The organism is Pedobacter sp. UC225_65 (assembly GCF_042698365.1).
Taxonomy (GTDB): domain Bacteria; phylum Bacteroidota; class Bacteroidia; order Sphingobacteriales; family Sphingobacteriaceae; genus Pedobacter.
The window spans coordinates 1,363,522-1,387,390 of the sequence record NZ_CP170550.1; the positions used below are offsets into that span (position 1 = coordinate 1,363,522).

General features: G+C 39.0%; 32 protein-coding genes and 1 tRNA gene. 28 read left to right on the forward strand and 5 right to left on the reverse strand.

Going from position 1 to position 23,869, the window contains the following annotated elements; translation table 11 throughout:
- Nucleotides 1-118 precede the first annotated feature (118 nt).
- Nucleotides 119-1,543 carry an MATE family efflux transporter gene (locus tag ACFJIZ_RS07135; protein WP_379091789.1) on the forward strand — a complete coding sequence of 475 codons (1,425 nt, stop codon included), beginning with the start codon at nucleotides 119-121 and terminating at the stop codon, nucleotides 1,541-1,543.
- 46 nt (nucleotides 1,544-1,589) lie between these two features.
- Here the strand turns inward: ACFJIZ_RS07135 and ACFJIZ_RS07140 are convergent, their stop codons facing one another.
- Nucleotides 1,590-2,573 (reverse strand): D-alanine--D-alanine ligase, encoded by a 984-nt coding sequence (locus ACFJIZ_RS07140; RefSeq protein ID WP_379091790.1) that lies wholly within the window; start codon nucleotides 2,571-2,573, stop codon nucleotides 1,590-1,592.
- A 126-nt stretch (nucleotides 2,574-2,699) separates the two neighbouring features.
- Here ACFJIZ_RS07140 and ACFJIZ_RS07145 point away from each other — a divergent pair, with 126 nt between their 5' ends.
- Genes ACFJIZ_RS07145 through ACFJIZ_RS07165 form a run of 5 tightly spaced genes read left to right on the forward strand, consistent with a single transcriptional unit; the run spans nucleotide 2,700 to nucleotide 5,763 of the window.
- Nucleotides 2,700-3,473, forward strand: a complete 774-nt coding sequence (locus tag ACFJIZ_RS07145) for a PASTA domain-containing protein (RefSeq protein ID WP_379091791.1) — start codon at nucleotides 2,700-2,702, stop codon at nucleotides 3,471-3,473.
- Between the two features lie 13 nt (nucleotides 3,474-3,486).
- Nucleotides 3,487-4,539: an endolytic transglycosylase MltG gene (gene mltG, locus ACFJIZ_RS07150; RefSeq protein WP_379091792.1), complete on the forward strand. Its 1,053-nt coding sequence runs from the start codon at nucleotides 3,487-3,489 to the stop codon at nucleotides 4,537-4,539.
- Nucleotides 4,539-4,949, forward strand: a complete 411-nt coding sequence (locus ACFJIZ_RS07155) for an acyl-CoA thioesterase (RefSeq protein ID WP_379091793.1) — start codon at nucleotides 4,539-4,541, stop codon at nucleotides 4,947-4,949. Before mltG ends, ACFJIZ_RS07155 begins: the two co-directional genes overlap by 1 nt.
- A gap of 2 nt (nucleotides 4,950-4,951) precedes the next feature.
- Nucleotides 4,952-5,218, forward strand: coding sequence for a hypothetical protein (locus ACFJIZ_RS07160; protein WP_379091794.1), 267 nt, complete (start codon nucleotides 4,952-4,954; stop codon nucleotides 5,216-5,218).
- Nucleotides 5,218-5,763 (forward strand): YihY/virulence factor BrkB family protein, encoded by a 546-nt coding sequence (locus ACFJIZ_RS07165; RefSeq protein ID WP_379091795.1) that lies wholly within the window; start codon nucleotides 5,218-5,220, stop codon nucleotides 5,761-5,763. Before ACFJIZ_RS07160 ends, ACFJIZ_RS07165 begins: the two co-directional genes overlap by 1 nt.
- Here ACFJIZ_RS07165 and ACFJIZ_RS07170 read toward each other — a convergent pair.
- On the reverse strand, nucleotides 5,757-5,879 hold the full coding sequence (locus tag ACFJIZ_RS07170; RefSeq protein WP_379091796.1) for a hypothetical protein: 123 nt from the start codon (nucleotides 5,877-5,879) through the stop codon (nucleotides 5,757-5,759). The genes ACFJIZ_RS07165 and ACFJIZ_RS07170 overlap by 7 nt on opposite strands.
- 158 nt (nucleotides 5,880-6,037) lie before the next feature.
- On the opposite strand from ACFJIZ_RS07170, the gene ACFJIZ_RS07175 reads away from it, so the two are divergent.
- Nucleotides 6,038-6,122: transfer RNA gene (locus ACFJIZ_RS07175), tRNA-Ser, on the forward strand.
- Nucleotides 6,123-6,299: 177 nt separating this feature from the next.
- Nucleotides 6,300-7,631: an MFS transporter gene (locus ACFJIZ_RS07180; RefSeq protein ID WP_379091797.1), complete on the forward strand. Its 1,332-nt coding sequence runs from the start codon at nucleotides 6,300-6,302 to the stop codon at nucleotides 7,629-7,631.
- Between the two features lie 115 nt (nucleotides 7,632-7,746).
- Here the strand turns inward: ACFJIZ_RS07180 and ACFJIZ_RS07185 are convergent, their stop codons facing one another.
- Both ACFJIZ_RS07185 and ACFJIZ_RS07190 read right to left on the reverse strand, forming a co-directional pair.
- Nucleotides 7,747-8,178, reverse strand: a complete 432-nt coding sequence (locus ACFJIZ_RS07185; RefSeq protein WP_379091798.1) for a heme-binding protein — start codon at nucleotides 8,176-8,178, stop codon at nucleotides 7,747-7,749.
- A gap of 64 nt (nucleotides 8,179-8,242) precedes the next feature.
- A complete protein-coding gene (locus ACFJIZ_RS07190) occupies nucleotides 8,243-8,533 on the reverse strand; it encodes a hypothetical protein (protein WP_379091799.1) in 291 nt (96 codons plus the stop codon).
- Between the two features lie 587 nt (nucleotides 8,534-9,120).
- On the opposite strand from ACFJIZ_RS07190, the gene ACFJIZ_RS07195 reads away from it, so the two are divergent.
- From ACFJIZ_RS07195 to ACFJIZ_RS07290, 20 genes are all read left to right on the forward strand, one after another.
- Nucleotides 9,121-9,753, forward strand: coding sequence for a LuxR C-terminal-related transcriptional regulator (locus tag ACFJIZ_RS07195; protein ID WP_379091800.1), 633 nt, complete (start codon nucleotides 9,121-9,123; stop codon nucleotides 9,751-9,753).
- A 33-nt stretch (nucleotides 9,754-9,786) separates the two neighbouring features.
- A complete protein-coding gene (locus tag ACFJIZ_RS07200) occupies nucleotides 9,787-10,350 on the forward strand; it encodes a hypothetical protein (protein ID WP_379091801.1) in 564 nt (187 codons plus the stop codon).
- A gap of 11 nt (nucleotides 10,351-10,361) precedes the next feature.
- Entirely contained in the window at nucleotides 10,362-11,555 is a 1,194-nt protein-coding gene (locus tag ACFJIZ_RS07205) for a sensor histidine kinase (protein ID WP_379091802.1), read from the forward strand.
- A gap of 7 nt (nucleotides 11,556-11,562) precedes the next feature.
- Entirely contained in the window at nucleotides 11,563-11,739 is a 177-nt protein-coding gene (locus tag ACFJIZ_RS07210) for a hypothetical protein (RefSeq protein ID WP_379091803.1), read from the forward strand.
- Between the two features lie 74 nt (nucleotides 11,740-11,813).
- Nucleotides 11,814-11,996: a KOW motif-containing protein gene (locus ACFJIZ_RS07215; RefSeq protein WP_379091804.1), complete on the forward strand. Its 183-nt coding sequence runs from the start codon at nucleotides 11,814-11,816 to the stop codon at nucleotides 11,994-11,996.
- Between the two features lie 173 nt (nucleotides 11,997-12,169).
- A complete protein-coding gene (locus ACFJIZ_RS07220) occupies nucleotides 12,170-12,457 on the forward strand; it encodes a hypothetical protein (RefSeq protein WP_379091805.1) in 288 nt (95 codons plus the stop codon).
- On the forward strand, nucleotides 12,454-12,654 hold the full coding sequence (locus ACFJIZ_RS07225; protein ID WP_379091806.1) for a hypothetical protein: 201 nt from the start codon (nucleotides 12,454-12,456) through the stop codon (nucleotides 12,652-12,654). Before ACFJIZ_RS07220 ends, ACFJIZ_RS07225 begins: the two co-directional genes overlap by 4 nt.
- Before the next feature lie 73 nt (nucleotides 12,655-12,727).
- Nucleotides 12,728-14,755, forward strand: a complete 2,028-nt coding sequence (locus tag ACFJIZ_RS07230) for an ATP-binding protein (RefSeq protein ID WP_379091807.1) — start codon at nucleotides 12,728-12,730, stop codon at nucleotides 14,753-14,755.
- A gap of 3 nt (nucleotides 14,756-14,758) precedes the next feature.
- Complete coding sequence (locus tag ACFJIZ_RS07235) at nucleotides 14,759-15,067, forward strand: hypothetical protein (RefSeq protein WP_379091808.1); 309 nt, start codon at nucleotides 14,759-14,761, stop codon at nucleotides 15,065-15,067.
- A 188-nt stretch (nucleotides 15,068-15,255) separates the two neighbouring features.
- Entirely contained in the window at nucleotides 15,256-16,014 is a 759-nt protein-coding gene (locus tag ACFJIZ_RS07240) for an ROK family protein (RefSeq protein ID WP_379091809.1), read from the forward strand.
- Nucleotides 16,011-16,628, forward strand: coding sequence for an HAD family hydrolase (locus ACFJIZ_RS07245; protein ID WP_379091810.1), 618 nt, complete (start codon nucleotides 16,011-16,013; stop codon nucleotides 16,626-16,628). Before ACFJIZ_RS07240 ends, ACFJIZ_RS07245 begins: the two co-directional genes overlap by 4 nt.
- Entirely contained in the window at nucleotides 16,621-17,292 is a 672-nt protein-coding gene (locus tag ACFJIZ_RS07250) for an NAD(P)-binding domain-containing protein (protein ID WP_379091811.1), read from the forward strand. The genes ACFJIZ_RS07245 and ACFJIZ_RS07250 overlap by 8 nt, the downstream gene beginning before the upstream one ends.
- A complete protein-coding gene (locus ACFJIZ_RS07255) occupies nucleotides 17,234-18,046 on the forward strand; it encodes a hypothetical protein (protein ID WP_379091812.1) in 813 nt (270 codons plus the stop codon). Before ACFJIZ_RS07250 ends, ACFJIZ_RS07255 begins: the two co-directional genes overlap by 59 nt.
- 17 nt (nucleotides 18,047-18,063) lie before the next feature.
- Nucleotides 18,064-19,578 (forward strand): glucose-6-phosphate dehydrogenase, encoded by a 1,515-nt coding sequence (zwf, locus tag ACFJIZ_RS07260; RefSeq protein ID WP_379091813.1) that lies wholly within the window; start codon nucleotides 18,064-18,066, stop codon nucleotides 19,576-19,578.
- Between the two features lie 84 nt (nucleotides 19,579-19,662).
- Nucleotides 19,663-20,388, forward strand: a complete 726-nt coding sequence (gene pgl / locus ACFJIZ_RS07265) for a 6-phosphogluconolactonase (protein WP_379091814.1) — start codon at nucleotides 19,663-19,665, stop codon at nucleotides 20,386-20,388.
- A gap of 67 nt (nucleotides 20,389-20,455) precedes the next feature.
- Complete coding sequence (locus ACFJIZ_RS07270) at nucleotides 20,456-20,776, forward strand: helix-turn-helix domain-containing protein (protein ID WP_379091815.1); 321 nt, start codon at nucleotides 20,456-20,458, stop codon at nucleotides 20,774-20,776.
- Nucleotides 20,777-20,803: 27 nt separating this feature from the next.
- Nucleotides 20,804-21,307 carry a methylated-DNA--[protein]-cysteine S-methyltransferase gene (locus tag ACFJIZ_RS07275; RefSeq protein ID WP_379093941.1) on the forward strand — a complete coding sequence of 168 codons (504 nt, stop codon included), beginning with the start codon at nucleotides 20,804-20,806 and terminating at the stop codon, nucleotides 21,305-21,307.
- Nucleotides 21,308-21,310: 3 nt separating this feature from the next.
- On the forward strand, nucleotides 21,311-22,024 hold the full coding sequence (locus ACFJIZ_RS07280; protein WP_379091816.1) for a 2OG-Fe(II) oxygenase: 714 nt from the start codon (nucleotides 21,311-21,313) through the stop codon (nucleotides 22,022-22,024).
- Nucleotides 22,025-22,028: 4 nt separating this feature from the next.
- Complete coding sequence (locus tag ACFJIZ_RS07285) at nucleotides 22,029-22,292, forward strand: Ada metal-binding domain-containing protein (protein ID WP_379091817.1); 264 nt, start codon at nucleotides 22,029-22,031, stop codon at nucleotides 22,290-22,292.
- Complete coding sequence (locus ACFJIZ_RS07290; RefSeq protein WP_379091818.1) at nucleotides 22,279-22,887, forward strand: alpha-ketoglutarate-dependent dioxygenase AlkB family protein; 609 nt, start codon at nucleotides 22,279-22,281, stop codon at nucleotides 22,885-22,887. The genes ACFJIZ_RS07285 and ACFJIZ_RS07290 overlap by 14 nt, the downstream gene beginning before the upstream one ends.
- A gap of 97 nt (nucleotides 22,888-22,984) precedes the next feature.
- Here the strand turns inward: ACFJIZ_RS07290 and ACFJIZ_RS07295 are convergent, their stop codons facing one another.
- On the reverse strand, nucleotides 22,985-23,869 hold the full coding sequence (locus tag ACFJIZ_RS07295) for an exopolyphosphatase (protein ID WP_379091819.1): 885 nt from the start codon (nucleotides 23,867-23,869) through the stop codon (nucleotides 22,985-22,987).

Consider the following 23,869-nt stretch of genomic DNA (forward strand, 5'->3'; position numbering starts at 1 on the left):
TACAGAACCATGATAGTTTCGGTAGTCCGTATCCGCTAAATAGCTAGGACTCTATTCTCGATCTCAAATAACAGATGTAATTACTACATCTCATGGTTACTTCATTCAATTTTTTTATATGTCACAATCTACAAAGACAACAAACAGTCTTTCTAATTTTTTTATCGTTTTAAAACAGGCGCTCAAGGGCGAAGAAACAGATTATACCCGTATCAGTATCCGCAAGGCGATTGTGCTTTTAGCTATCCCTATGATGCTAGAAATGATGATGGAATCGGTATTTGCCTTGGTAGACCTTTATTTTGTGGGCCACTTACCAGACAGTAGCCATGCGATCCAAACTGTGGGTTTAACAGAATCCGTACTTACCATCATCTATTCATTGGCCATTGGGATGAGTATGGCTGCAACTGCTGTGGTTGCCCGTCGAATTGGAGAAAAAAATCCGGAAGCAGCTGCTAAAGCCGGCATGCAGACCATTGTAATCGCGATGTTCATCAATGTGATCATCAGCATTACTGGGGTGGTTTTTGCCAAAGAAATCCTATTGCTAATGGGCGCTTCAGAACAGACTGCCCTGCACGGAACAACTTTTGTGCGCATCATGATGGGCAGTAGTACGGTGATCATGCTACTTTTCTTGATCAATGGTATTTTTAGGGGTGCTGGAAATGCGGCCATCGCCATGCAAAGTTTGTGGATCGCCAACATTGCCAATATCATTTTCTGTCCGATATTTATCAATGGTTTCGGACCTATCCCAGCTTTTGGCTTAACCGGAGCAGCAATTGCTACTGCTTTAGGCCGTGGATTGGGTGTATGTTATCAGGTATTCCACTTGGTGAGAGGCAATAGTGCATTAAAAATCAAACTCTCTTATTTCAAACCACATTGGGAACAGATCAAAGCCATCGTTAAAATTGCAGCCCCAGGTATTTTACAATTTGTAATAGCTTCTTGTAGCTGGATATTTTTGGCCCAACTGGTGGCGACTACGGGTGGCGACCATGGCTCTGCAGGCTACCAAACCGCTTTAAGGTTGATGATGTTCTTTATGTTACCTGCTTGGGGCTTAAGTAATGCTGCCGCAACATTGGTTGGACAAAATATGGGTGCAGGGCATATGGACCGTGCTGAAAAATCCGTATTCGTGACCATGAAATACACCGTCATATTTATGGCCGTGGTTACCGTACTTTTTCTAACTTGTGGCTCCATTTTCGCCTCATTTTTTACCACAGATGAACAAATCAAGACAGTAGCCGTAGAAGCCTTACAGATTTTGAGTTATGGTTTTGTGCTGTACGGAATAGGAATGGTTTTGGTAAGTGCCTTTAATGGTGCGGGAGATACCTGGACACCTACCAAGATCAATGTAATTGCTTTTTGGACCTTCCAGATCCCTTTTGCCTATTTCTTGGCCAAATACATGGAATTAGGACCAACTGGTGTGTTTATAGCCATTCCAGTTGCAGAAGTAGGCATTACCATTGCTTCTTATATCTTATTCAAAAAGGGGAAATGGCAAAAAACAATGGTTTAAAAAAAGCCCCTAGATTTTAGATCTAGGGGCTTTTTTTTTATAAAATCTAAATCGCCTCTTCTATAACTTGGGTATAAAATTCTTTAAGTTCCATACCCATTGCCGCCACTTGTTGTGGAATAAAACTTGTAGCCGTTTGACCAGGAATGGTATTGATTTCGATGAAATAAAATTTACCTGTTTGGTGCTCCAAAAAGTAATCGATACGCACAATACCATTGCAGTCCAGTTTTTGATATACCGCTGTTACTACTTCTCCTACCCTATTTTTCTCCTCATCAGTCATCCGTCCAGGGGTAATTTCTTCGGTTGCACCAGGTGTATATTTTGCCTCAAAATCAAAAAACTCATTTGCAGGGATGACCTCGGTTGCAGGCAAGACTACAATTTCACCTTTGGTTTTAAATACACCAACGGAAAACTCCCTTCCTTCTACAAACTCTTCGATCAAAATCTGGTCATCTTCGTTAAAAGCCTTATCCAGTGCGCTTTGTAAATCGTCAGCATGTTTAACCTTACTCATACCAATGCTACTTCCACCACTATTTGGTTTCACAAAATAAGGCAACTTTAGTTCTTTTTTCATCTCTTCAATATCATATGCAGTATGTTTAAAGATCTGGATCGACTTTGCCACATTCAAATCTTTAATGCCATTTACTATGGCTTTTGTATAACCTTTGTTCATGGTAATGGCTGATGTTAAGGCATTACAGGTGGTATAAGGTATACCTACCATATCAAAATAACCCTGCAATTTGCCATCTTCACCAGGCGAACCATGGATAGCGATGAAAACACCGTCGAATTTAATTTTCCTGCCATTTAAGGTCAACGAAAAATCATTCTTATCAATATCTATTTTTACAGAATCGGCTGGCTCATAAAACCAACCATTTTCGGTAAGCATTATCTTATAAACCTCGTACTTAGTGGTATCGATATTTTGGGCAATGGTTGCGGCACTTTTTACAGATACCACCCACTCTCCTGTGGTACCACCAGTTAATAATGCAATTGTTTTTTTCATGGGGTTATTCCAAAAATTTTATGTTCAAAAATATAAATTAGTTGATGCAGATTTGATTTTAATTGAGATAAAATATTTTTTTAAGCTAAATTTGAAATATTATACATCCATCACATAGAAAAATAAATGGGCAACTTTATCGAGTACCTTAAAACAAAATCATTCAGAAACAATCTCATTGCTGCAATTAGTACTGTTGTAGTCCTATTATTGATCGCCTTTTTTAGTTTACGTTTTTATACCAAACATGGCGAGGGCCTAAATGTACCTGAAGTAAAAGGCCTAACATTGGCCCAAGCTGTAAGTAAATTAGAGGAATTGGGCTTGCGTTATGAGATTGATTCAGTTTATATCATGGACAAGCCGCCAGGTATAGTGACCGACCAAGACCCTGATGCCAACACCTTTGTGAAGGGAAATAGAACCATCTATCTAACCATTAATACTGCTCAGGCACCAAATGTTAAATTTCCGGATATCGAAAACAAATCGTTAAGAGAAGCACAATCCATTTTAGAAAGTTACAGGTTAAAAGTGGGTGATACCACTTATAAACCAGATGTAGCCAGAGATGTTGTTTTAGAAGCCTATTTTGGCGGACAATTGATCAAAAGTGGAGAAGTATTACCTACAGGATCTACTATTAACCTTGTACTTGGAGATGGACGGGGAAATGAAGAAGTAGAACTACCCAATTTAACCGGATTTACCCTTAATGAAGCTAAATTCTCTTTAAAAGGCCTAATGTTAAGTATAGGTACCATCACTTACGACGGTGTGATTACTGATACAGCCAATGCGATCATCACTACCCAATTCCCTTTACCAGCCGATACCGTTACAAAAGTTAAAATAGGTACACCGGTAAACATCACTATCACTAACAAACCAAAAAATTAAGTTCAAGAACAACATGAGCAACGAAAAAACACCAATAAAACAAAGTACAAAGATCATATTGATTATTGCGATCATCATCATTGCAGTAGCAGGTTTTTATGGTCTGAATATCTATAAGACCTATCTTGCCCCGAATGTAAACGGCAATGAAAAATACATCTATATCAAAACCAACGGCACATACGACGACCTATTAAACAGCTTAGAAAACAAGAACATCGTTAAAAATATAGGTTCGTTTAAAGCAGCAGCTGGCAAAATGAATTTGGGCAAAAACCTAAAACCAGGTCGTTATGCAGTTAAAGAAGGCATGAACAACCGTACTTTGATCAACAAGTTAAAATCTGGCAATCAGGATGCTGTTAAACTGAAGTTTCAAAATATTAGAAAAAAAGAAAATTTTGCCGCTTACTTAGCCAAAAATATGGAAGCCGATTCTTTGGCTTTCATTAAAGTATTGGATTCGGCAGGTTTGGTAGAAAAATATGGTTTTACTACCGAGAATGTTTATACCATGTTTATCCCAAATACCTATGAACTGTATTGGAACATTAGTCCTGTCGAGTTTTTTGAGAAGATGCAGAAACAATATGTGCAGTTTTGGAATGACGAGCGCAAACGTAAAGCCGCTGCATTGAACCTAACTCCAATCCAGGTAACCATTTTAGCTTCTATTGTAGACTCTGAGGCACTTTACGACAAAGAGATGCCAACAATTGCAGGTTTATATCTAAACCGCTTGAACCGCGGTATTTTATTACAGGCAGATCCAACAGTGATCTATGCCAATGATGATTTTACCGTAAAACGTGTAACCAATGCCTTGCTTAGCGTAAATTCTAAATATAATACCTACAAGTATGCAGGTTTGCCTCCAGGCCCTATTACCATGCCAAGCATCAATGCCATTGATGCGGTATTGAACAGAGAAGTGAACAATTACATCTATATGTGTGCAAAAGAGGATTTTTCTGGTTACCATAATTTTGCTGAAACCGTTGTACAACACGAGATCAATGCCAAAAAATATAGAGAAGCCTTGAACAAAAGAAACATCTACAAATAATGTTTGTATACGAAAGCAAAGTAAAAGTCCGCTATGTAGAGACTGATCAGATGGGTGTGGTACACCATAGCAACTATGCTCAATACTATGAACTGGCCAGAACAGAATGTTTTGAAGCCTGCTCTGGCATGAGTTACGAATCGATGGAAGCTGATGGCGTGATGCTCCCAATTTTGGAGCTACAATCCAAATTTTTAAAACCAGCTTTATATAATCAGGTTTTAACCATCAAATCTATTGTTAAAGATTTACCAACAGTAAGATTAAGGGTCGATTATGAAATCTATAATGAAGCCAACGAGTTAATCAATACAGGTCAAACTACCTTGGTTTTTGTAAATAAAGAGACCAGAAGACCTTGCCAACCACCTGAAAACTTCATGAAAAATGTAAGACAGTATTTTAATTGATTATGAATTGGTTACACAAACAATTGTTGAAACTTAAAATCTATTCGCTTTTTATCGAGTGGACAAAAGTTTGTGTATTGCCCGGTTTCAGTCCATTACCCATTTATACAGTCGCTACTTTTTTTTTTAAGGAAATAGGTAAAGACACCTTGGTCAACAAGGCTTCTTCATTGGCCTATAATTTCATGTTGGCTATTTTTCCTGCCATTATCTTTCTGTTTACGCTGATCCATATATTCCAAAAAGAATTGGTTTTCAAGAACAGTTGATGTCTTTATTGGCATTGGTGTTACCTAACAATGCCTTTATTGCATTAGAAACCACCATTAACGATATCGTAAACATCCAAAATGGAAGTTTGTTGTCTATCGGTTTTTTACTGTCCTTATTTTTTGCTACAAATGGTGTCCATAACTTGATGATGGCCTTCAATAAATCTTCACTTATCGTTGAAACCAGGACATGGCTTAAACGTCGCCTCGTAGCAGTGATTTTAACGGTCATCATTGCCTTTTCTGTGATCATCTGTATTGCAGCCATGGCTTTGGGAGAAATACTCTTAAACTATCTAAAAGACGAAATCAACTACAAAGGAAATCTCACCATCTATGTGATCCAGTTAACGAGATGGACCTTATTAGGTACTTTATATTTCATTACCGTGTCCATATTATACCGCTATGGACCTGCGCACGCCAAAAAATGGAAGTTCTTTAGTGCTGGTTCATGGTTAGCTACGATACTGGCCTTTTTAACCATCTGGGGATTTTCTTTCTACATTAATAATTTCAGCGCCTATAACAAGGTCTACTGACCTATCGGAACATTGATCGTCATCATGATCTGGTTATACTTAAACTCTTTGATTTTATTGGTAGGTTTTGAACTTAATGCCAGCGTTGATCTATCAAAACGTAGTGTAAAAATCATACGTCCGAATTTCAATATCTTTAAAAAATCGGCTCAAACAGAAGAAAAATTAGAGAAACCATAATTTTTTATTGCTCTGTTATAGGCGCTTAGCGTCTTTTTTCAAAAAATATCTATTCATAGTTTGCAGATTTAATCGGAGTTCGTACTTTTGCAGCGGAGAGCTGGCAGAGTGGTCGAATGCGGCAGTCTTGAAAACTGTTGACTGTCATAGGTCCGGGGGTTCGAATCCCTCGCTCTCCGCTGAAAAAAGCTACCTCAAAAAGGTAGCTTTTTTTATTTCTGAATAAAATTCAACACTTAAAAAAGGCTACTTACTAGATAATTTTTTTTCCAATTCAAGTTCCGACAATTCTCAAGCTGTAACTACATCATTTCTATTGCACATTCTAAAAATAACCGATTTTAGACCTAACGAACATGGAAGCCCTAAAAAAGAAGAAGCAAGAAGTATCCTCTTCAGACCATGATAAAATATCATCACAAAGGCTGAAGGCAATTTTTGGTGGCTCTATTGGTAATTTAGTTGAATGGTACGACTGGTATGCTTACTCAGCATTTGCCATTTATTTTTCATCTTCATTTTTCCCACAAGGAAATCCGACTGTACAGCTGCTCAATACCGCGGGTATATTTGCCCTAGGTTTTTTGATGCGACCATTGGGAGGATACATCTTTGGACGTATTGCCGACCGCATAGGTCGTAAACAGTCTATGACTCTATCTGTTTTGTTGATGTCTTTGGGTTCTTTATTGATCGCATTCACACCAACCTACCAAACGATTGGGGTCTTAGCCCCTATTTTATTACTTACTGCAAGGTTATTGCAGGGCTTGAGTGTAGGAGGCGAATATGGCGTGTCTGCTACCTACTTAAGTGAAATGGCTACCAAAAATCGACGCGGCTTCTATTCGAGCTTTCAATATGTAACCCTAATCGGCGGGCAACTTCTCGCATTGTCCATTCAATTATTCCTTCAGAAAGTTTTGCTTACCGATAGCGAACTTCATGAATGGGGCTGGCGCATTCCATTTGTATTTGGGGCTATCCTTTCTATTGTGGCGCTGTATCTGAGAAAGAACCTGCACGAGACTACAGCCTTTGAGAACCTGAAAGAGAAGAAATCGGAGAAAAAAGGGACATTAAAAGAACTGCTAAAACACCCAAAAGCATTAACCACCGTTATTGGACTAACTTTAGGAGGAACTCTTGCATTTTATACTTACACTACCTATATGCAGAAGTTTTTGGTCAATACTGTACATATGAGCAAGGAACAGTCTACATTGATTTCTCTTTTAACATTGTTCATTTTTGCCTGTTTACAACCGCTATTTGGTATGTTGTCGGATAAGATTGGCCGTCGACCATTATTGATTGCATTTGGAGTTTCAGGCACTATTTTTACAGTTCCATTATTGACCATGTTGAGCCATACAACCAGCCAATGGCAAGCATTCTTGATATTGATGTTCGCATTGGTTATTGTAAGCGGATATACCAGCATCAATGCAGTGGTTAAAGCAGAGCTATTTCCAGCAGAAGTACGTGCTTTAGGCGTGGGCCTACCCTATGCGATCACAGTAGCCATTTTTGGAGGTACGGCAGAATATATAGCACTATGGTTAAAGGATTGGGGACATGAATCTTATTACTATTGGTATATTACTTGCTGTATTTTCATTTCCTTAATGGTATATCTATTCATGAAGGATACAAAAAAGAATTCAAAATTGAATCAAGATAGTTAATCTTGGCAAAGTAGATTTCAATACGACATTTAATATTATCGGGGCAGAAAAGGGTCAAATGTTGCACACATAAAAGGTATTCGGCAACATATTCAAACATTAAACGCCAACAATTTTAATGTTCATGCCCACACTTTTGACCACATTCGAAAACTGCCCTGGCTCCTGCTCCAACAATATCCATGTCTTGATCAGGGCTACCTCCAGACGAAGCGATAACACCGATAACCCTACCCTGTAGATCTTTAATTGGTGCCGTTCCACCAATAGCCAACATATTTTTTGTGAAACCAAACATCCGCTGTCCATAGTTACTTGTCCGTACCGCCATTATTTCCAAGCGGTCGTCAACCTCTTCAAACAATAAGGCCGTTTTGGCTTTCTTAACGGCGAAATCAATCATATCGCCATTTCTGTCCAATCTTGCAAAAGCGACCAGATATCCATTGATATCTACTACGGCAAGGCTCACTGCAACACCTAAGGCAGTTGCCTTTTCTATAGATGCATCAATGGCTTTTATGGCATGCTGATAGCTGATACTCATTTTTTGATCTTGGCTAAGCTAATTTATCTATAGTCACATCTCGATTCTGCACCTTTTTGTAGGCTTATGGTCTAAAACATCGGGCGCTCTCTATCCTTTTGGTACTTGGAGGATCCAGTTCTCTAGTCTGTAGTTGTCCATCGCCTTCTCCAAGATATTGAAGATGTGAATTCAACTGTCGCTCTTCAATCACATCCAATAGTTCTGTTACGCCATAATAATCTATTGCTGCCATAATATCCACAGACATTAACAGCTCATGTACTTGTATTCCATCAATAACAATGTCTAAACAATAAGGCTTGGTAGATGGAACAATTTTGGCCGATTTGGCATTTTTTATCTTCAAACGCATCTTTAAAATTCTTTCTGTTGGTCTATTTGTAATGCACAACACTGAACCGTTTGTATCTATCTAATCTTTTTAATATGACCATGCAGCTATCACAGTTAAATGCTCTCCCTATTGTAATGCGCTATCTAACATGGCCAATATCTTTACACCATTATCCAATTTTCTCTTTATACGAGCACCTTTCTAATACATAACCAGAAAATGCCATTTGTATATCCATAAAATGTTGTTGTATTCTCTATTGATTTGTTGATTATAGTAGACCGCTAAAAATAACCACTCGAGTACAAAATAACACAGCATGCCAAGCATTATAACAACAACATGTTACGATATCCAAACAAATAACAAGAATTTGTGATTACAGCCAAAGGATTGCCTATCTGGAACTGGCCAATCGATACAAGACAGTAGCCTAGTTGTTATCAAATAACAGGCTTTGTCTTTTTTGCTTAGTTAACAGAAATGTTAAGTAGCAAAAATATGTTATTATAATACCAATAAGTAGCATTAATCAGCTATTGAAAGCCGAACACATCCCATAAAGGGTATATATAATTCTTTCTTTTCCTATATTCGGCACGTTTATGGGTAAAACTGAAGCTCTCGCAATTGTTTTTGATCATGATCTGCTATTTGCAGATTCCTTTTCTGCACTGATCGAGCGGTTGGAACTTTTTCGTTCTGTGCATCCTTTTAGTGAAGAACGTGAACTGGTTCATTTTTTGGTTAGGCATTCCGACACCCCCATCTACCTCTTTTTGGATTATTACCTCAAGAACAAAAATGGGCTTCCATTGATCAATGAGGCCAGAAGGTTGAATAAACACATGACCATCATTGTCATCAGTGCTGTAACTAGCCCAATGGCCATTACCAATATCTTAAGTTACAATCCACACGGTTTCATCAGCAAGTCATCAGGTTTCAACACCATACTGGAATGTCTCACCGCCATAGGTCGAGGTCAACAATATATTTCCACAGCCATCAACGATATTGTCTCCAACACCGAACTGACCAGAAAGATATTATTCACAGCACGTGAGCTAGAAGTATTACAACATTTTGCTCACGGTTTATCCATTATCCAAACAGCAGATCGTACCCACCTCAGCAAACACACAATTGTAGCGCATCGACGCAAGATGATGGCCAAGGTAAAAGTCAATTCCATTACCGAACTGTTGTCTTATGCTCGTGAACACGAACTGATCTGACCCTAATAAGAAGTTATTTATGCCCTATATCCCATGAACACCAAATCATCCCTGCTATCGAAGATATTTAACTTCCTTGCCCTCTTAACTATCTTAATAGCCACTCAAAGCCTAGACGCAGTTGCACAATCCAACAGCAATGCACAAAAGGAGTTCGACAAGTTGGCCAAGGCTTACCATTCGCAGAGCATATCAGCAGAACAATATTTCCTCAAGGCCGATTCACTTACACATCAACTCTTCTCTGAAGGGAAACATTTTGAAACCAAGCAACTGGTAGGTTTACTTGATCTGTATGAAGAAATTGCCTGGAGCAAACCCAAATATCACAGTGCCCGGATCAGTTACTTTTTTTTGTTTTTCAACAATGCACGAATGTTCAAAAAGAAAGGTGCATCCATGTATTATGCAGAAAAGATTACTGAGGAATATAAAAAAAATGGCGAAAAACATCCACTGGTAGAACAATTGCAAAAATGTAAGATCTATCAAGAATTTAGGCTCTATGATAAAGTCATCGCGATATTTGAGGGTGAAAAGAAGTACTTGACAAGCTTACCCGAACTTTTAGAAAATGGCAAGGTAGATCATCTGTAGGGCTGAACGCCATGTATATCCTATCACCAGCATTAATGGGATATGTAAAGCTAAAGGATAGTGCAGCTGTACAACAGACCGCACTTTTGGCTACAAGAATTGGTACGGCACTGCAACATAAATATCCGATTACCCGAAGCCGGATGCTCTACAACGACCTTTTGATGATAGATATCGAGCATTCTGTAGCCAATTTTGAACAAAATTATGAAAGGGCAAGAATGCTATTGAACCGAATGGCAAGTCTGAAGACGACTTATAAGGACCAAGCAACAAACTTTATCGACATCAATTTGGTCCGTATGCGCCTGGAGAACTACATCAACCTGAAGAAACCTGATAGCATAGCTGTTTATATCACCAAATATGTTTCCTCGCCAAACTTCGGTAAAAGCCAAAGTGCAGACCTCGACGAATTTAAAGGCAAGTTACTGGCCTTGAAGGGAGATTACAAAGGTGCTTATACTTCCCTTATCGATGCGCTAAAACATGAGCGGGACATGCAATCGAGCTTAATGGCAGAATCCAGCGACTTGCTCTATGCTTATACCCAGGCCGAACACAGTGGCATCGCCTTACAAAAAGCAGAAAAGGTTAAGCAAGGTCGCACCTTTTGGCTAGTGCTCATTTCGGTCTCCGCATCCATTCTCATCCTAATCATCTATCTGATCATGGTATATAGGGACAGAAAGGCTAAAGCACAAGTAGAAGCCCTCAACAGCCAGGCCAACATGCAGGTTATTGCCATGGAAGAAGCCAAATACCAAGCGGTAAGAGAAGAACAGCAACGACTTGGGCAAGACCTTCATGATGGGCTTTCTTCATCCATTGCCGCCATCAGACATCAGTTGGAAACCCTGTCTATGGATACCAACGACATTTCTTTAAAAAATAGACTTGCTGTATTGCAGGCAGAAACGGCCAATGCCTACGAAGCTGCCAGAAAAAAGAGCCATGAATGGTTCAGTGCCTCAGATGGGCAACAAGAACTGTCTTTTGAAAAACATGTCAGATTATTGATCGGTAGTGCATTGCCCGATGGCCGCTACAACAAAACCATCCATATCGATGACCGCTCATTGATTGGCGTAGGACCGGACACTCAGATTGCACTATTGCGTATCATCCAAGAAGCAGTTACCAACATCATCAAACATGCGAAAGCCAAGAATGTAGGTATCCTGATTCTACGAAGAAGGGAATAACCTGATTTTGACCATTCATGATGACGGAAAAGGCCTTGGTGAAAACAGACCTAATCATAAAAATACAACCATGGGCTTGACATCCATCCACCGAAGGGTGCAATACCTAAATGGCGAAATCCACATACAATCAAGCAACAAAGGCACAGAAATCATTGTATCTATCCCCTTGGGAGCTGCATAAGTAGTTCTAATCGTATCTCAATTAAAATGGAAACTTTCGAAATAAAATACGAATTTTATAGAAAGTGAAATCTAATGAAAAACGAAAATCCCATAAACTTAAACAACGGCGACCATTGTAAAGTGATAGCTGGAACGCACAAAGGCAAAGAAGGTAGCATTGCTGACCTTAAAATGAGTAAAACTGGCCATTTAACCCTTACTGTTGTGCAAGCTAATGGAGTTAGGTTTAAAACCCTTGGCAGGAATATAGTTTAACTTACATGTAGCTGATATCAGCTTTAACTGGTTGGTTAAAGCAGTACCAGTTCTATCCAAAGTAAAATATGGGAAATGTAGGTATCCATTTTTCATCAATTGCCTTTTTATCAGCAAGAAACTTCTTCTATTCAGATATTGTTCTGTATTTTCGTTAGGTATTATAACGCATTATGAAACAAGTTCTACTTTTTATGGTCTGCTGTTTAGTTTGGGGTTGTGTTAAATCCAACGACCAAAAGGCAAAAGAACTCGTCGAAAAAAAGCTCTTCACTACCATGAACGATTTTAAAAGTTATGAAGCAGTAGCGTTCGAAAAATTGGACTCTGCCTTTACCCGCTTCGACGTCATGAAATACAATCCGACTGGCACATTTGGTGATCTAATGCCTAAAGATGTTGTTCTTTTAATACAAAAGAGAAAGCAAGGTTTAAACCCAAATTTATTGGTTACCAAATGATACACACCTATAGACAGAAAAACGAATTTGGTGCTACGGTTTTAGAAAAAAGACTTTTCTTTTTTGACCGGTCTTTATCTAGAGTAGTAAGTGTAACAGATCCAGTAGAACGCAAGATGTTAATCGGTGACCTTGAAGAAATGACAAATCAATCCATAGCAAACAAGAACTATCCAGAAGATCAAGGCCAACTATAACCATATATATTTTTTTTAATTTTAAGTTTATTTATTTAACTTTCTAAACATCAAGCATACCCAACACTCAAAAATGAAAATAAACCTTATACTTTTCTTTTTGTGTATTACAGCTATTCTATCATCCTGCGATCGCATTAACCCTGTAGACAAAGGACATCCAGAATATTTTGATAAAATTATACAACATGGCGATTCTCTTGTCATTTCAAACTATCACAAAGCATCAAAATATCTCGACTCAGCATACAATGCATTTCCAAAAGCCAGTAAATTTGACTTTACTAGGAAATATAAATCATTGGCAGAAAACAATACCAATACTGAGCAGAGTATGGTCTATATCGATAGTGCCCTTGCGATTTTAGAAAAGCAGATCAAATCCCATCCCGAAGAGTTATTCTCTGCATATAATATCAAGGCTAATCTATATGCCGACAAAGACGACTATGATAATGCCTTCAAATATTTCTACAATGCCAAGGTACTTTCTGAAAAAATCAGTTTAGACAATGGCATGAAAGGTTTTATCAACATGAGCATAGGCAATGTTTTGTTTAAACAGAAAAAATATAACGAAGCATTGGGCTATTTTAGGACTTCAATTGGCTATTATCAAAAGACCACAGCCAAACCTTTTATCTCGTTTGGTAAAATACAATCTAACCTCAATAGCATTGGCTTATGTTACGAGCGGCTGAACAAGCCAGATAGCGCTACCATTGCTTATCAAAATGCATTGGCCTATGTAAATTCGGTAGATAAAAAATTTGCTAAACACTTGTCCTATATCAATGCTGCTAGAGGCGTTATCTATGGCAACATCGCCTCTAATTATGTCCGTTTAAAAGAATACCAAAAGGCCGAAGCCGCCTTTATCAAAAGTTTGGAACTTGATAAGATCTATCTGGAAGACATTCTGTTTAACCAGATCAAACTGGCCCAATTGTATCTGAATACCGGCAGAAAGGAAGAGGCCGCTGATCTGATCAACACCATCCGCAATAGAACTGATTCTTTAAGCAAGCCTTCTAAAGAAGTAAACCTGAGATTTAGCGCATTGGTATGGAACTATTATGAAGATGCCGGAAATGTTCCTCAAGCTTACAAAGCCTATAAAGCCTATCATAAACTGAAAGACTCTGCAGACCTTGTAGACAGCCAGATCAAAAGTAAGGACATCAATAAAGAATTTATCAAATATGCGCAGACACAAGAAATTGATGTTTTAAAGAAAAAGGATGAACTGAAAACAGTTTACCTCATATTTGCACTCAGCCTTACACTTCTTTCGGCTTTGGTCATCTTTTTGATCTGGAGAAACTATCGGATCACAAGGAAAAATAACAAGTCGTTAAAGGTATTAAATGCCAAGATCAGCGACCATAACTTGTTGATGGAAAAAACGCTCGAAGCCTTAGAGCAAAGTCAGGAAGAAAACACTCATATGATGCAAGTAGTTGCACATGATATGCGCACCCCAATTGCAGGTGTAATTGGTCTAACTTCCTTGATGCTGGAAGAGAACGACTTAACAGAAGACCAACGCGAGATCATCAGCATGATCAATACTTCAGGAGCCGATACCTTAAATTTCATCAATGATCTTTTGCAAGTACAATACAACAAGAGCAACCTGATCAAAGAACCTGTTGAGATGCATACGCTTTTAAAGTACTGTATTACGCTCTTGGATAGCAAAGCCAAAGAAAAAAATCAAGAACTAAAGATCTCTACCATCCCAATCGAGATCAACATCAGTAGAGAAAAGATTTGGAGGGTAATGAGCAACCTTATTTCCAATGCCATCAAATTTAGCCCACATGGCACTACAATCAATATTGTAATGGAAGAAAAGCCCTTAAGCATACTTATTGCTGTGAAAGACAATGGCATCGGAATCCCGCCAGAAATAGCGGAGAAATTATTTGCCATGAATGCAGATGTACAAAGGCAAGGCACAGATGGCGAGAAATCTTTTGGACTGGGCCTAGCCATCTCTAAACAGATCATTGAGGCACATAATGGCTCTATCTGGTTTGAAAGCATACCTGGTTTCGGAACTACATTTTTTGTAGAATTGCCAATTACAGAGAATTAAACCATGATCTACGCAAATAAAAAAGTAAATACCAAAATCAATACTGCCCAACAGACTGCATTGATTATTGCAAATGTTAAAGCATTGGAAAGCAAAAATCTAATACGCTTAGAAACCGACACCGTTTTTCTATATCCCGAAATTTGGAAAGATAAAACAATGGCCATCAATTGGATCAACTGCCTGCATCATTATTATTGTCTTAAAAAGCAGTTGAAAAGTTCACAAGCCCTCTATTTTAAAAACATTACCACAGCAGAACTGATAGGTTCCATCATCAATAAAAAACCTAAAGTGTTGATATTTGACTGATTGTTAAAGCTTAATCCACCCCAATCTGGAAGTTAAAACGGCAAGTAAACATTTTAATCCACATTTATTAGCTTTTGTTAATAATTAAAGGCAACTTATTACACAAATATTACGGCTAAGCTAACTTAATGGTTGTATTTTTGTTTCTTTGATAAGCAACAAATTTTATCGAAAAAACAGAACAGCTTATGCCAGTACAGACCAAGGTTCCAGCAGGCGATATTCTTTCCATAGACATCGGTGGCACCAATATCAAGGCTTGTTTATTAAGCCCCACAGGGAAATTATTAACTGATTTCAAAAAAACACCTACGCCTAAAAATTCAACACCTGAAGCAGTGCTAAAGGCCATCCAACAACTGACAGCAGATTTCAATTCATTTACAAAGATTTCAATCGGATTTCCGGGCTATGTAAAAGAAGGAATTGTACAGACTGCACCTAATTTGGCCGAAAACCAATGGGCAAATATGGACCTGGCACAGCAGGTAAGTAATCTTTTCGGTAAACCTGTACGTTTGATCAATGATGCAGACCAGCAAGGCTTGGGCATTGTGAGTGGAAAAGGATTTGAAATTGTGTTTACCCTGGGCACGGGTTTCGGTACAGCGCTACTATATGACGGCGAATTGCTTCCACACCTCGAACTTTCGCACCTACCCATCAATAAAACAGACGATTATGATGATTTTATTGGCGATAGAGGTTTCGAAAAGGTAGGCAAAAAGAAATGGAACAAACGCTTAAAGTACATCATCGAAATCTACAAAACCGTTTTCAATTATGACAAGCTCTACATTGGCGGTGGAAACTCCAATGAAATAAATTTCGAATTGGATAAAAACATCAAGTTGGTTTCTAATAAAGACGGGATCAAGGCGGAGCCAAACTATGGCTTGCCAAAGAAAAATACCATGTACACACTACCTATCCAAAAAAATAGATGAAAAACATTAAACTACTCTTTTTGGATATTGGAGGTGTATTGCTGAGTGATGGCTGGAACCATAAATCAAGGATGGAAGCCATCGATAAATTTGGTCTGGAACCTATTCAGTTCCAAAAAGACCATGCCGTGGCCTTCCCCCTATTCGAAAATGGAAAATTAAATTTAGCGCAATACTTGGATTCAGTAGTCTTTAACGTAGCGCGCTCATTCTCTAAAGAAGAGTTCAGCGCATTTATGTATTCCAGATTAGAACAGTTGCCACATTTTTTACCTTGGTTGATCGAATGGAAAAAGCAACAAGGCATCAAGATCTTTGCGATCAACAACGAGGGCAAGGAATTTAACGATTATCGCATCAAGAGATTTGGGTTGCACCAATGTTTTGATGCCTTCATTTCTTCCTGTGAAGTCGGTTTTTCGAAGCCAGACCCTTCCATCTTTAAACTGGCCCTGGGCATTGCCCAAGAAGAACCTCAAAACTGTCTGTATTTCGACGATAGGGCCATCCATGTGGCCATTGCCAAACAAATGGGCATCAATGCACATGTACACCACAGTTTTGAACAGAGTAAAACAATTTTAGAAAGTATAAATAAATCATCAAATGAATAACGATAGAAAAGCTCAATACGCCTTCGGGATGGTTGGTTTAGGTACCATGGGTCGTAATTTGCTATTGAATATGGCCGATAATGGTTTTGCAGTTACCGGTTACGATAAAAGCGAAAAAATGCTTCAGTTTTTTGAAGAAGAGGGAAAAGACCATCACCTTAAGGGATTTGCCGATATTAATGATTTTGTAAACAGTTTACAGTCGCCCCGTACCATTATCTTATTGGTGCCAGCAGGTGCAATTGTAGACAGTGTGATTTTAGAGCTACAACCTTTATTAGACAAAGGTGATATCATTATCGATAGTGGAAACTCGCACTTTACCGACACGAGCAGAAGAGCGATCGAGCTGAAGGAAAAAGGCATCCATTTCTTTGGAATGGGTATTTCTGGTGGCGAAGAAGGTGCTAGATTTGGACCAAGCATGATGCCGGGAGGCGATAAACAAGCTTATGCTGTTGTTAAAGAGATGTTAGAAGCCGTTTCGGCAAAAGTAAATGGTGAACCTTGTGTAACTTATATCGGGCCAGGTGCCTCTGGTCACTTTGTTAAAATGACACACAACGGTATCGAGTATGCCATTATGCAATTATTGGCCGAAACGTATGAAATCCTTAAAAATGGATTGGGCTACGACAACGACCAGGATCCAACAAGTATTTGAAAAGTGGAACAATGGCCGTTTAAAATCTTTCTTGATGGAAATTACCAAAGATGTTTTCTTATTCAAGGATGTGAAAACAGGCAATCTATTGGTTGATGAAATCAAGGATGAAGCCAAATCTAAAGGTACAGGCAAATGGACTTCACAAGTAGCAATGGATGTTGAATTGCCAATCCCAACCATAGATGCTGCTGTTTCTACCAGAAACCTTTCTAAACTTAAAAAGTTAAGGGTACAATTGAATGAAGCCTTTGGCTCATCGACAAAGATCAATGCAGGTGAAGATTTTATAGCCGACCTAGAAGAAGCCTTCTACTTTACCATGGCTGGAGCCTACGCACAAGGAATGCACCTGTTATGGCAAGCCTCAATCCAATATGAATACGAATTGAATTTGGCAGAAATTGCCAAAATTTGGCGTGGTGGTTGTATCATCAGGGCCGAATTTTTAGAAGATATTTATCAGGCCTATAAAAAAGAGCCGAGTTTAGAACATCTATTTGCCGATGCCAATGTGCAACAAAAGATCAAACAAAGCTTAAAAGGTACCAGAAATGTAGTGAGTTCGGCCGTTCAGGCTGGCATTGCCATTCCTTGTTATGCTGCTGCCCTCACTTATTTCGACACTTTAAAAACTGGCAGAATGCCATCTAATTTAACACAGGCACAAAGAGATTTCTTTGGTGCCCATACTTTTGAACGCATAGACAGCGAGGGAATTTTCCACGCAGATTGGAACCAAAAGAATTTATAAAAACAAATTATATTCTAATGAAAAAGAAGAGTAATCTTAATCCAACCATATTTGTAATTTTTGGTGGTACAGGCGATTTGAACAAACGCAAACTCGCTCCTGCCCTATATAACCTATTTACAGAAGGTTATATGCCAGAAAAATTTTCGATTATTGGAACTGGAAGAACAGAGTTTACCGATGCAAAATATCAGGAAGTAATTTTAGAAAACATTAACGAATTCTCTAGAAACGGTAAAGTAAAAAAAGACTCCTGGGAGCAGTTTGGTGCCAATATCAAATATTGCCCAACAGATATCAATACCCCTAAAACCTTTGAGAATTTAAAGGAAACGGTAGAAAAGCTACAAGGAGAATTTGGTAAGGAAACCCAAGTTATCTATTATTTGGCTGTTGCACCCAACTTTTTCCCATTGATTGCAGAAGCGTTGTGCAAATACAAACTAACTGAAGATGAAGATAACAGTCGCATTGTTATCGAAAAACCTTTTGGGCATGATTTAGAGAGTGCCAAAGAACTGAATCTGCTGTTGAGCAAGATTTTTTCTGAAAAGCAGATCTACCGCATAGACCATTATTTAGGTAAGGAAACGGTGCAAAACATGATGGCTTTCCGCTTTGCCAACTCGCTATTTGAACCTTTGTGGAACAGGACTTATATAGAACATATCCAGATTTCTGTTACCGAGCAATTAGGCGTAGGTGATCGTGGAGGTTATTATGAAGGTGCTGGTGCATTAAGAGACATGATCCAAAACCACTTGTTACAACTGTTATGTTTGGTAGGTATGGAAGCACCAATCACTTTCGATGCTGACGAAATCAGAGATAGGAAAGTTGAAGTACTCAAGGCCATGCGCCCTTTTAAACCAGAAGAGATCAGTGCAAATGCGGTACGCGGCCAATATAGCAAGGGTTGGGTAGAAGGAAAAGAAGTACCAGGCTACAGACATGAACAAGGTGTAGATCCACATTCAAATACCGAAACTTTTGCGGCAGTTAAATTCTTTATCGACAACTGGCGTTGGCAAGGTATTCCTTTTTACCTACGCACAGGCAAAAGGATGAACCAGACCTCATCAATCATTACCATCCAATTTAAAGATGTTCCGCATCATATCTTTGCTGCAGGTGCTACAGAAACTTGGCAACAAAACCGCTTGATCATTAGCATCCAGCCAGAAATGAGTATCCGTTTACAGGTGCAGGCCAAAAGACCAGGTCTAAAAATGGTACTTAATCCGGTAGACATGGTATTCGATTACAAAGGCACTTACGATACCGATACACCAGAGGCTTATGAGACTTTATTGTTAGATGCGATGAATGGCGACCAGACCTTATTTATGCGCGGCGACCAAGTGGAAGCAGCATGGGAATTGGTAATGCCGATCATCAACACCTGGGAAAACAAAAAATCGTTGAACTTCCCTAATTACCCTGCAGATAGCTGGGGACCAGAAGAAGCCGAGGCATTGATTGCCAGAGATGGTTTCCATTGGTTTACCCTACCCTTAAAGGACAAAGAATAAATTTTAAATCGGTTAAGATGAGTTTGTCGGAAATTTGCTCATTCTTTCGACAGGCTCATCCTAACCTCACTTTTACAGACCCCAATGAACCTACATATCTTTAAATCAGTAGCAGAACTGAACGAAAACCTAATTGCTTATGTGGTAGAGATTGCCACCAAGGCAATTGCAACAAAAGGCCGTTTTGATTTTGTGCTGACCGGAGGCAACTCTCCCAAACAGCTTTATAAAGAATTAGCTACCACTTATAAAGATAAAATTGACTGGACCAAGGTATATTTCTTCTTTGGTGATGAAAGAAATGTATTACCAGACCATAAAGATTACAATGGTTTAATGGCGAAAGAAAACCTCTTCGACCATTTACAAACTCCTGCCAACCATATCTTTTATATGGATACCACTTTGGGTCCAGAAGAAGCAGCAAAAGCCTATAAAAAAGCATTGGATATGCACTTTTCAGGTACTGAGATTGTATTCGATCTGATTTTGTTGGGCATGGGCGATGATGCACATACGGCCTCTATTTTTCCACATACCGACCTTGTTCAAAACCAGAGCGAGGATGTTGCAGCCGTTTGGGTAGAGAAATTAAGCACTTTCCGCATCAGTTTAACTGCTCCATTGATCAATAAAGCTAAAAATGTGGCCTTTATCACTTTTGGAGAAAACAAGGCCAATGCATTAAAACATGTAATTGGCGACGAACGGAAAGATTATGCAAATTATCCAGCCCAATTGATCAAACCTTTGGATGGACACCTGGATTGGTTTGTAGACGAGCAGGCAACCGGCTTTTTGGAGCTGTAAGCTTAGCAACTTTCGGGTTTGATGAGCTGTAGTGGTCAACTACCTTTGATGTATCAAAAACATTAAAATGAGTACACAAGAACAGTTAAATTACGATCGAATTGCAACAGCAATTGCTTATTTGCAACAGAATTTCAAAGTACAACCAGACCTAGACCAAATAGCCGAAAAAACAAATCTTAGTCCATTCCATTTTCAAAGATTATTTACAGAATGGGCAGGTGTAAGCCCCAAAAAGTTTTTACAATACCTCAGTCTGGCTTATGCAAAAGACATCTTAAGAGACCAACAATTGACCCTCTTTGATGCAGCTTACGAAATCGGCTTATCTGGAACAGGACGTTTGCACGACCTCTTTGTGAACATAGAAGGAATGACACCCGGCTAATTTAAAAATGGTGGCGAAAACCTCACGATCAACTACGATTTCACCTCCACTCCTTTTGGCAAATTGTTAATTGCTTCAACTACCAAGGGAATTTGCCACATGGCATTTGCTGATGATGAAGTTAAGGCATTCGAAGAGCTTCAACAACAATTCCCTCAGGCAAAGTTCCATCAACAAAAAGACGAACTGCAACAAGGTGCATTGCATATCTTTAACCAAAACTGGAATGAACCTAATGAAGTAAAACTCCATCTTAAAGGCACACCCTTTCAGTTAAAAGTTTGGGAAACACTGTTAAAAGTTCCAAAAGGCAATTTTACAACCTATGGAAAAATTGCGCAGGCTATTGGCAATCCCAATGCTTCAAGGGCAGTAGGTTCGGCCATTGGCGATAATCCGATTGCTTTTTTGATCCCTGCCATCGGGTCGATCCAGTCGACAGGCAATTTTGGGCAATACCACTGGGGTCAAGTGCGCAAATCGGCTATTTTAGGTTGGGAAGCCGCACAAGTCAATCTCATCAATAGTTAAAATATGCAGACTTTGATCACTGAACTGGCAAACCTCAATAAAGAACGTTTGGCAGAAGCCATGCACCAAAATGGTTATGCAATTGTACCGCAACTGTTAACAGCCGAACAATGTGATGAACTCGTAGCCAATTACCATCAACCAACCTTGTATAGAAAAACCGTGGTCATGGAACGCTATCGTTTCGGTGTGGGTGAATACAAATATTTCAATTATCCATTGCCCCTGATCATCCAAACCTTAAGAACCCATTTTTATCCTTTATTAGCTCCTATTGCCAACAATTGGATGAAGGTTTTAAATACTGGGCTTTCTTTTCCAGACCAACATCAAGAGCTGATTGCACTTTGTAACACCAATGGACAAAACAAAGCAACCCCTCTGATCTTAAAATATGGCAAAGGTGGTTTCAACACCCTCCACCAAGATCTATATGGCGATGTTTATTTCCCTATCCAAATGGTACTGTTTTTAAATGAACCAGGGTTAGATTATACCGGAGGTGAATTTGTGCTGACCCAACAAAATGTGAGGGCACAATCCAAAGCCATTGTATTGCAGCCTAAAAAGGGAGATGTTTTGGTCTTCACTACCAATTACAGACCCGTAAAAGGCACCAAGGGTTATTACAGGGCCAATATGAAACATGGGGTGAGTGAAGTGCACACGGGCCAAAGGCATACCCTAGGCATTATTTTCCACGATGCATTAACCTAAACGTATGATCTTACACACAGCATTAGGCACCTCGGTTTTTGGGGCCAATAGAAAATTGTTTCAACTCATTGTGGATCAACAAATCCGATTTGCAGGCAACAGCAAACTGAAAATATATGGCACTTTAAATTGTGCTTCGGGCAAAAGAATGAAAATGGCCAACCGTGTATTCTTTACATCAGCAAAGGAAGCCGTAGATTTGGGCTATCGACCCTGTGGGCATTGCCTTAAGGTCGTGTACAAAAAATGGAAGAATGGATCTATTTAGTAATAAATCACCTCAAGATATTAACCTATTGCCCAAAGATGGTACTGTAAATTATTATGGTAAGATCATGGCGCATCAACAAGCAGTTGATTATTATAACTGTTTGTTAAACACCATTGAATGGAAGAATGATGAAGCCATCATCTTTGGCAAACACATCTTAACCAAAAGAAAAGTAGCTTGGTATGGCGACCAACCCTTTGAGTATACCTACTCAAATACCACCAAACAAGCTTTGCCATGGACCAAAGAACTATTGGAACTTAAAATACTGGCGGAAGAAAAATCTGGTGAAACCTTCAATTCCTGTCTGCTGAACCTATACCATAATGGTAGCGAGGGAATGGCTTGGCATAGCGATGCAGAAAAAGACTTAAAGAAAAATGGAGCAATTGCCTCATTGAGTTTTGGCGCAGAACGAAAGTTTTCCTTCAAACACAAAGAAACCAAAGAAAGTATTTCGTTAACCTTAGAAAATGGCAGTTTATTGATTATGAAAGATACCACCCAAAGCCATTGGCTGCACCGCTTACCACCAACCAAAACAAACTTAAAACCAAGGATCAACCTTACATTTAGAACGATTGTAAGATAATCTGTTGGGCTCCCAAAATCTATACATTACCTTGAATTCAGTTGAGGGTCTAACTCGAGAAAGCTGCTGAATGAAGAATGAGCCTGACAGTTAAAACTTAGATTTCCAAATTCTCTTCAATCAACAGGTTAATGATCCCATCAACCATTCCTACTTTAGGCACATAAATCTGTTTGATTCCTGTCCATTTCATCAAAGTAAGGTAGATTTCGCAAGCAGGAATAATTACATCCGCTCTATCTTGGTTAAGTTTCATCAGGGTAATACGCTCTTTTAACGAATAGGCATTCAGCTCATTGTACATCGTTTTCAACTTCAAAAAAGAAAGTGGCATGTCTTCTTTTTCGCCCGACATGCGAAACAACTTATTGATATTTCCACCCGTACCAATTCCAGCTAGATTTTTCAGATCACGCGTATGCAATTTCACCCAATCTTTCATCTCTTCCCAGGTTTCATCCTTATCTTGGTTATCTAAGATCCTAATGGTCCCGATGTTAAATGACTTGGAAGCCACAGGCAGCTTATTTACAAATACCGAAAGTTCAGTACTTCCCCCACCCACATCAATATACAGATAGCTCTTTTTTGCATCCAGATTTTGTTCAATATGATTGGAATAGATAATATTCGCTTCTCTTTGTCCTTCGATCATCTCTAGGTCAATATCAGCTATCTTTTTTAGTCTCTTAATAATTTCCTTACCGTTATCCGCCTCACGCATGGCTGAGGTTGCACAGGCCAAGTATTTAGACACATGATAAACATCCATCAGGTTTTTGAAAGCGCTCATGGTCTTCACCAGTACCTCAATTTTTTTGGGCGATATTTTTTTGTCCAAAAAAGCATCATCACCAAGGCGCAGAGGTACCCTAACCAATGTATTCTTCTTAAAACCATATCCTTTTTCATTTTGGGTGATATCTGCAATTAACAAACGAACTGCATTAGAGCCTATATCTATGGCGGCGTATCGGAGCAT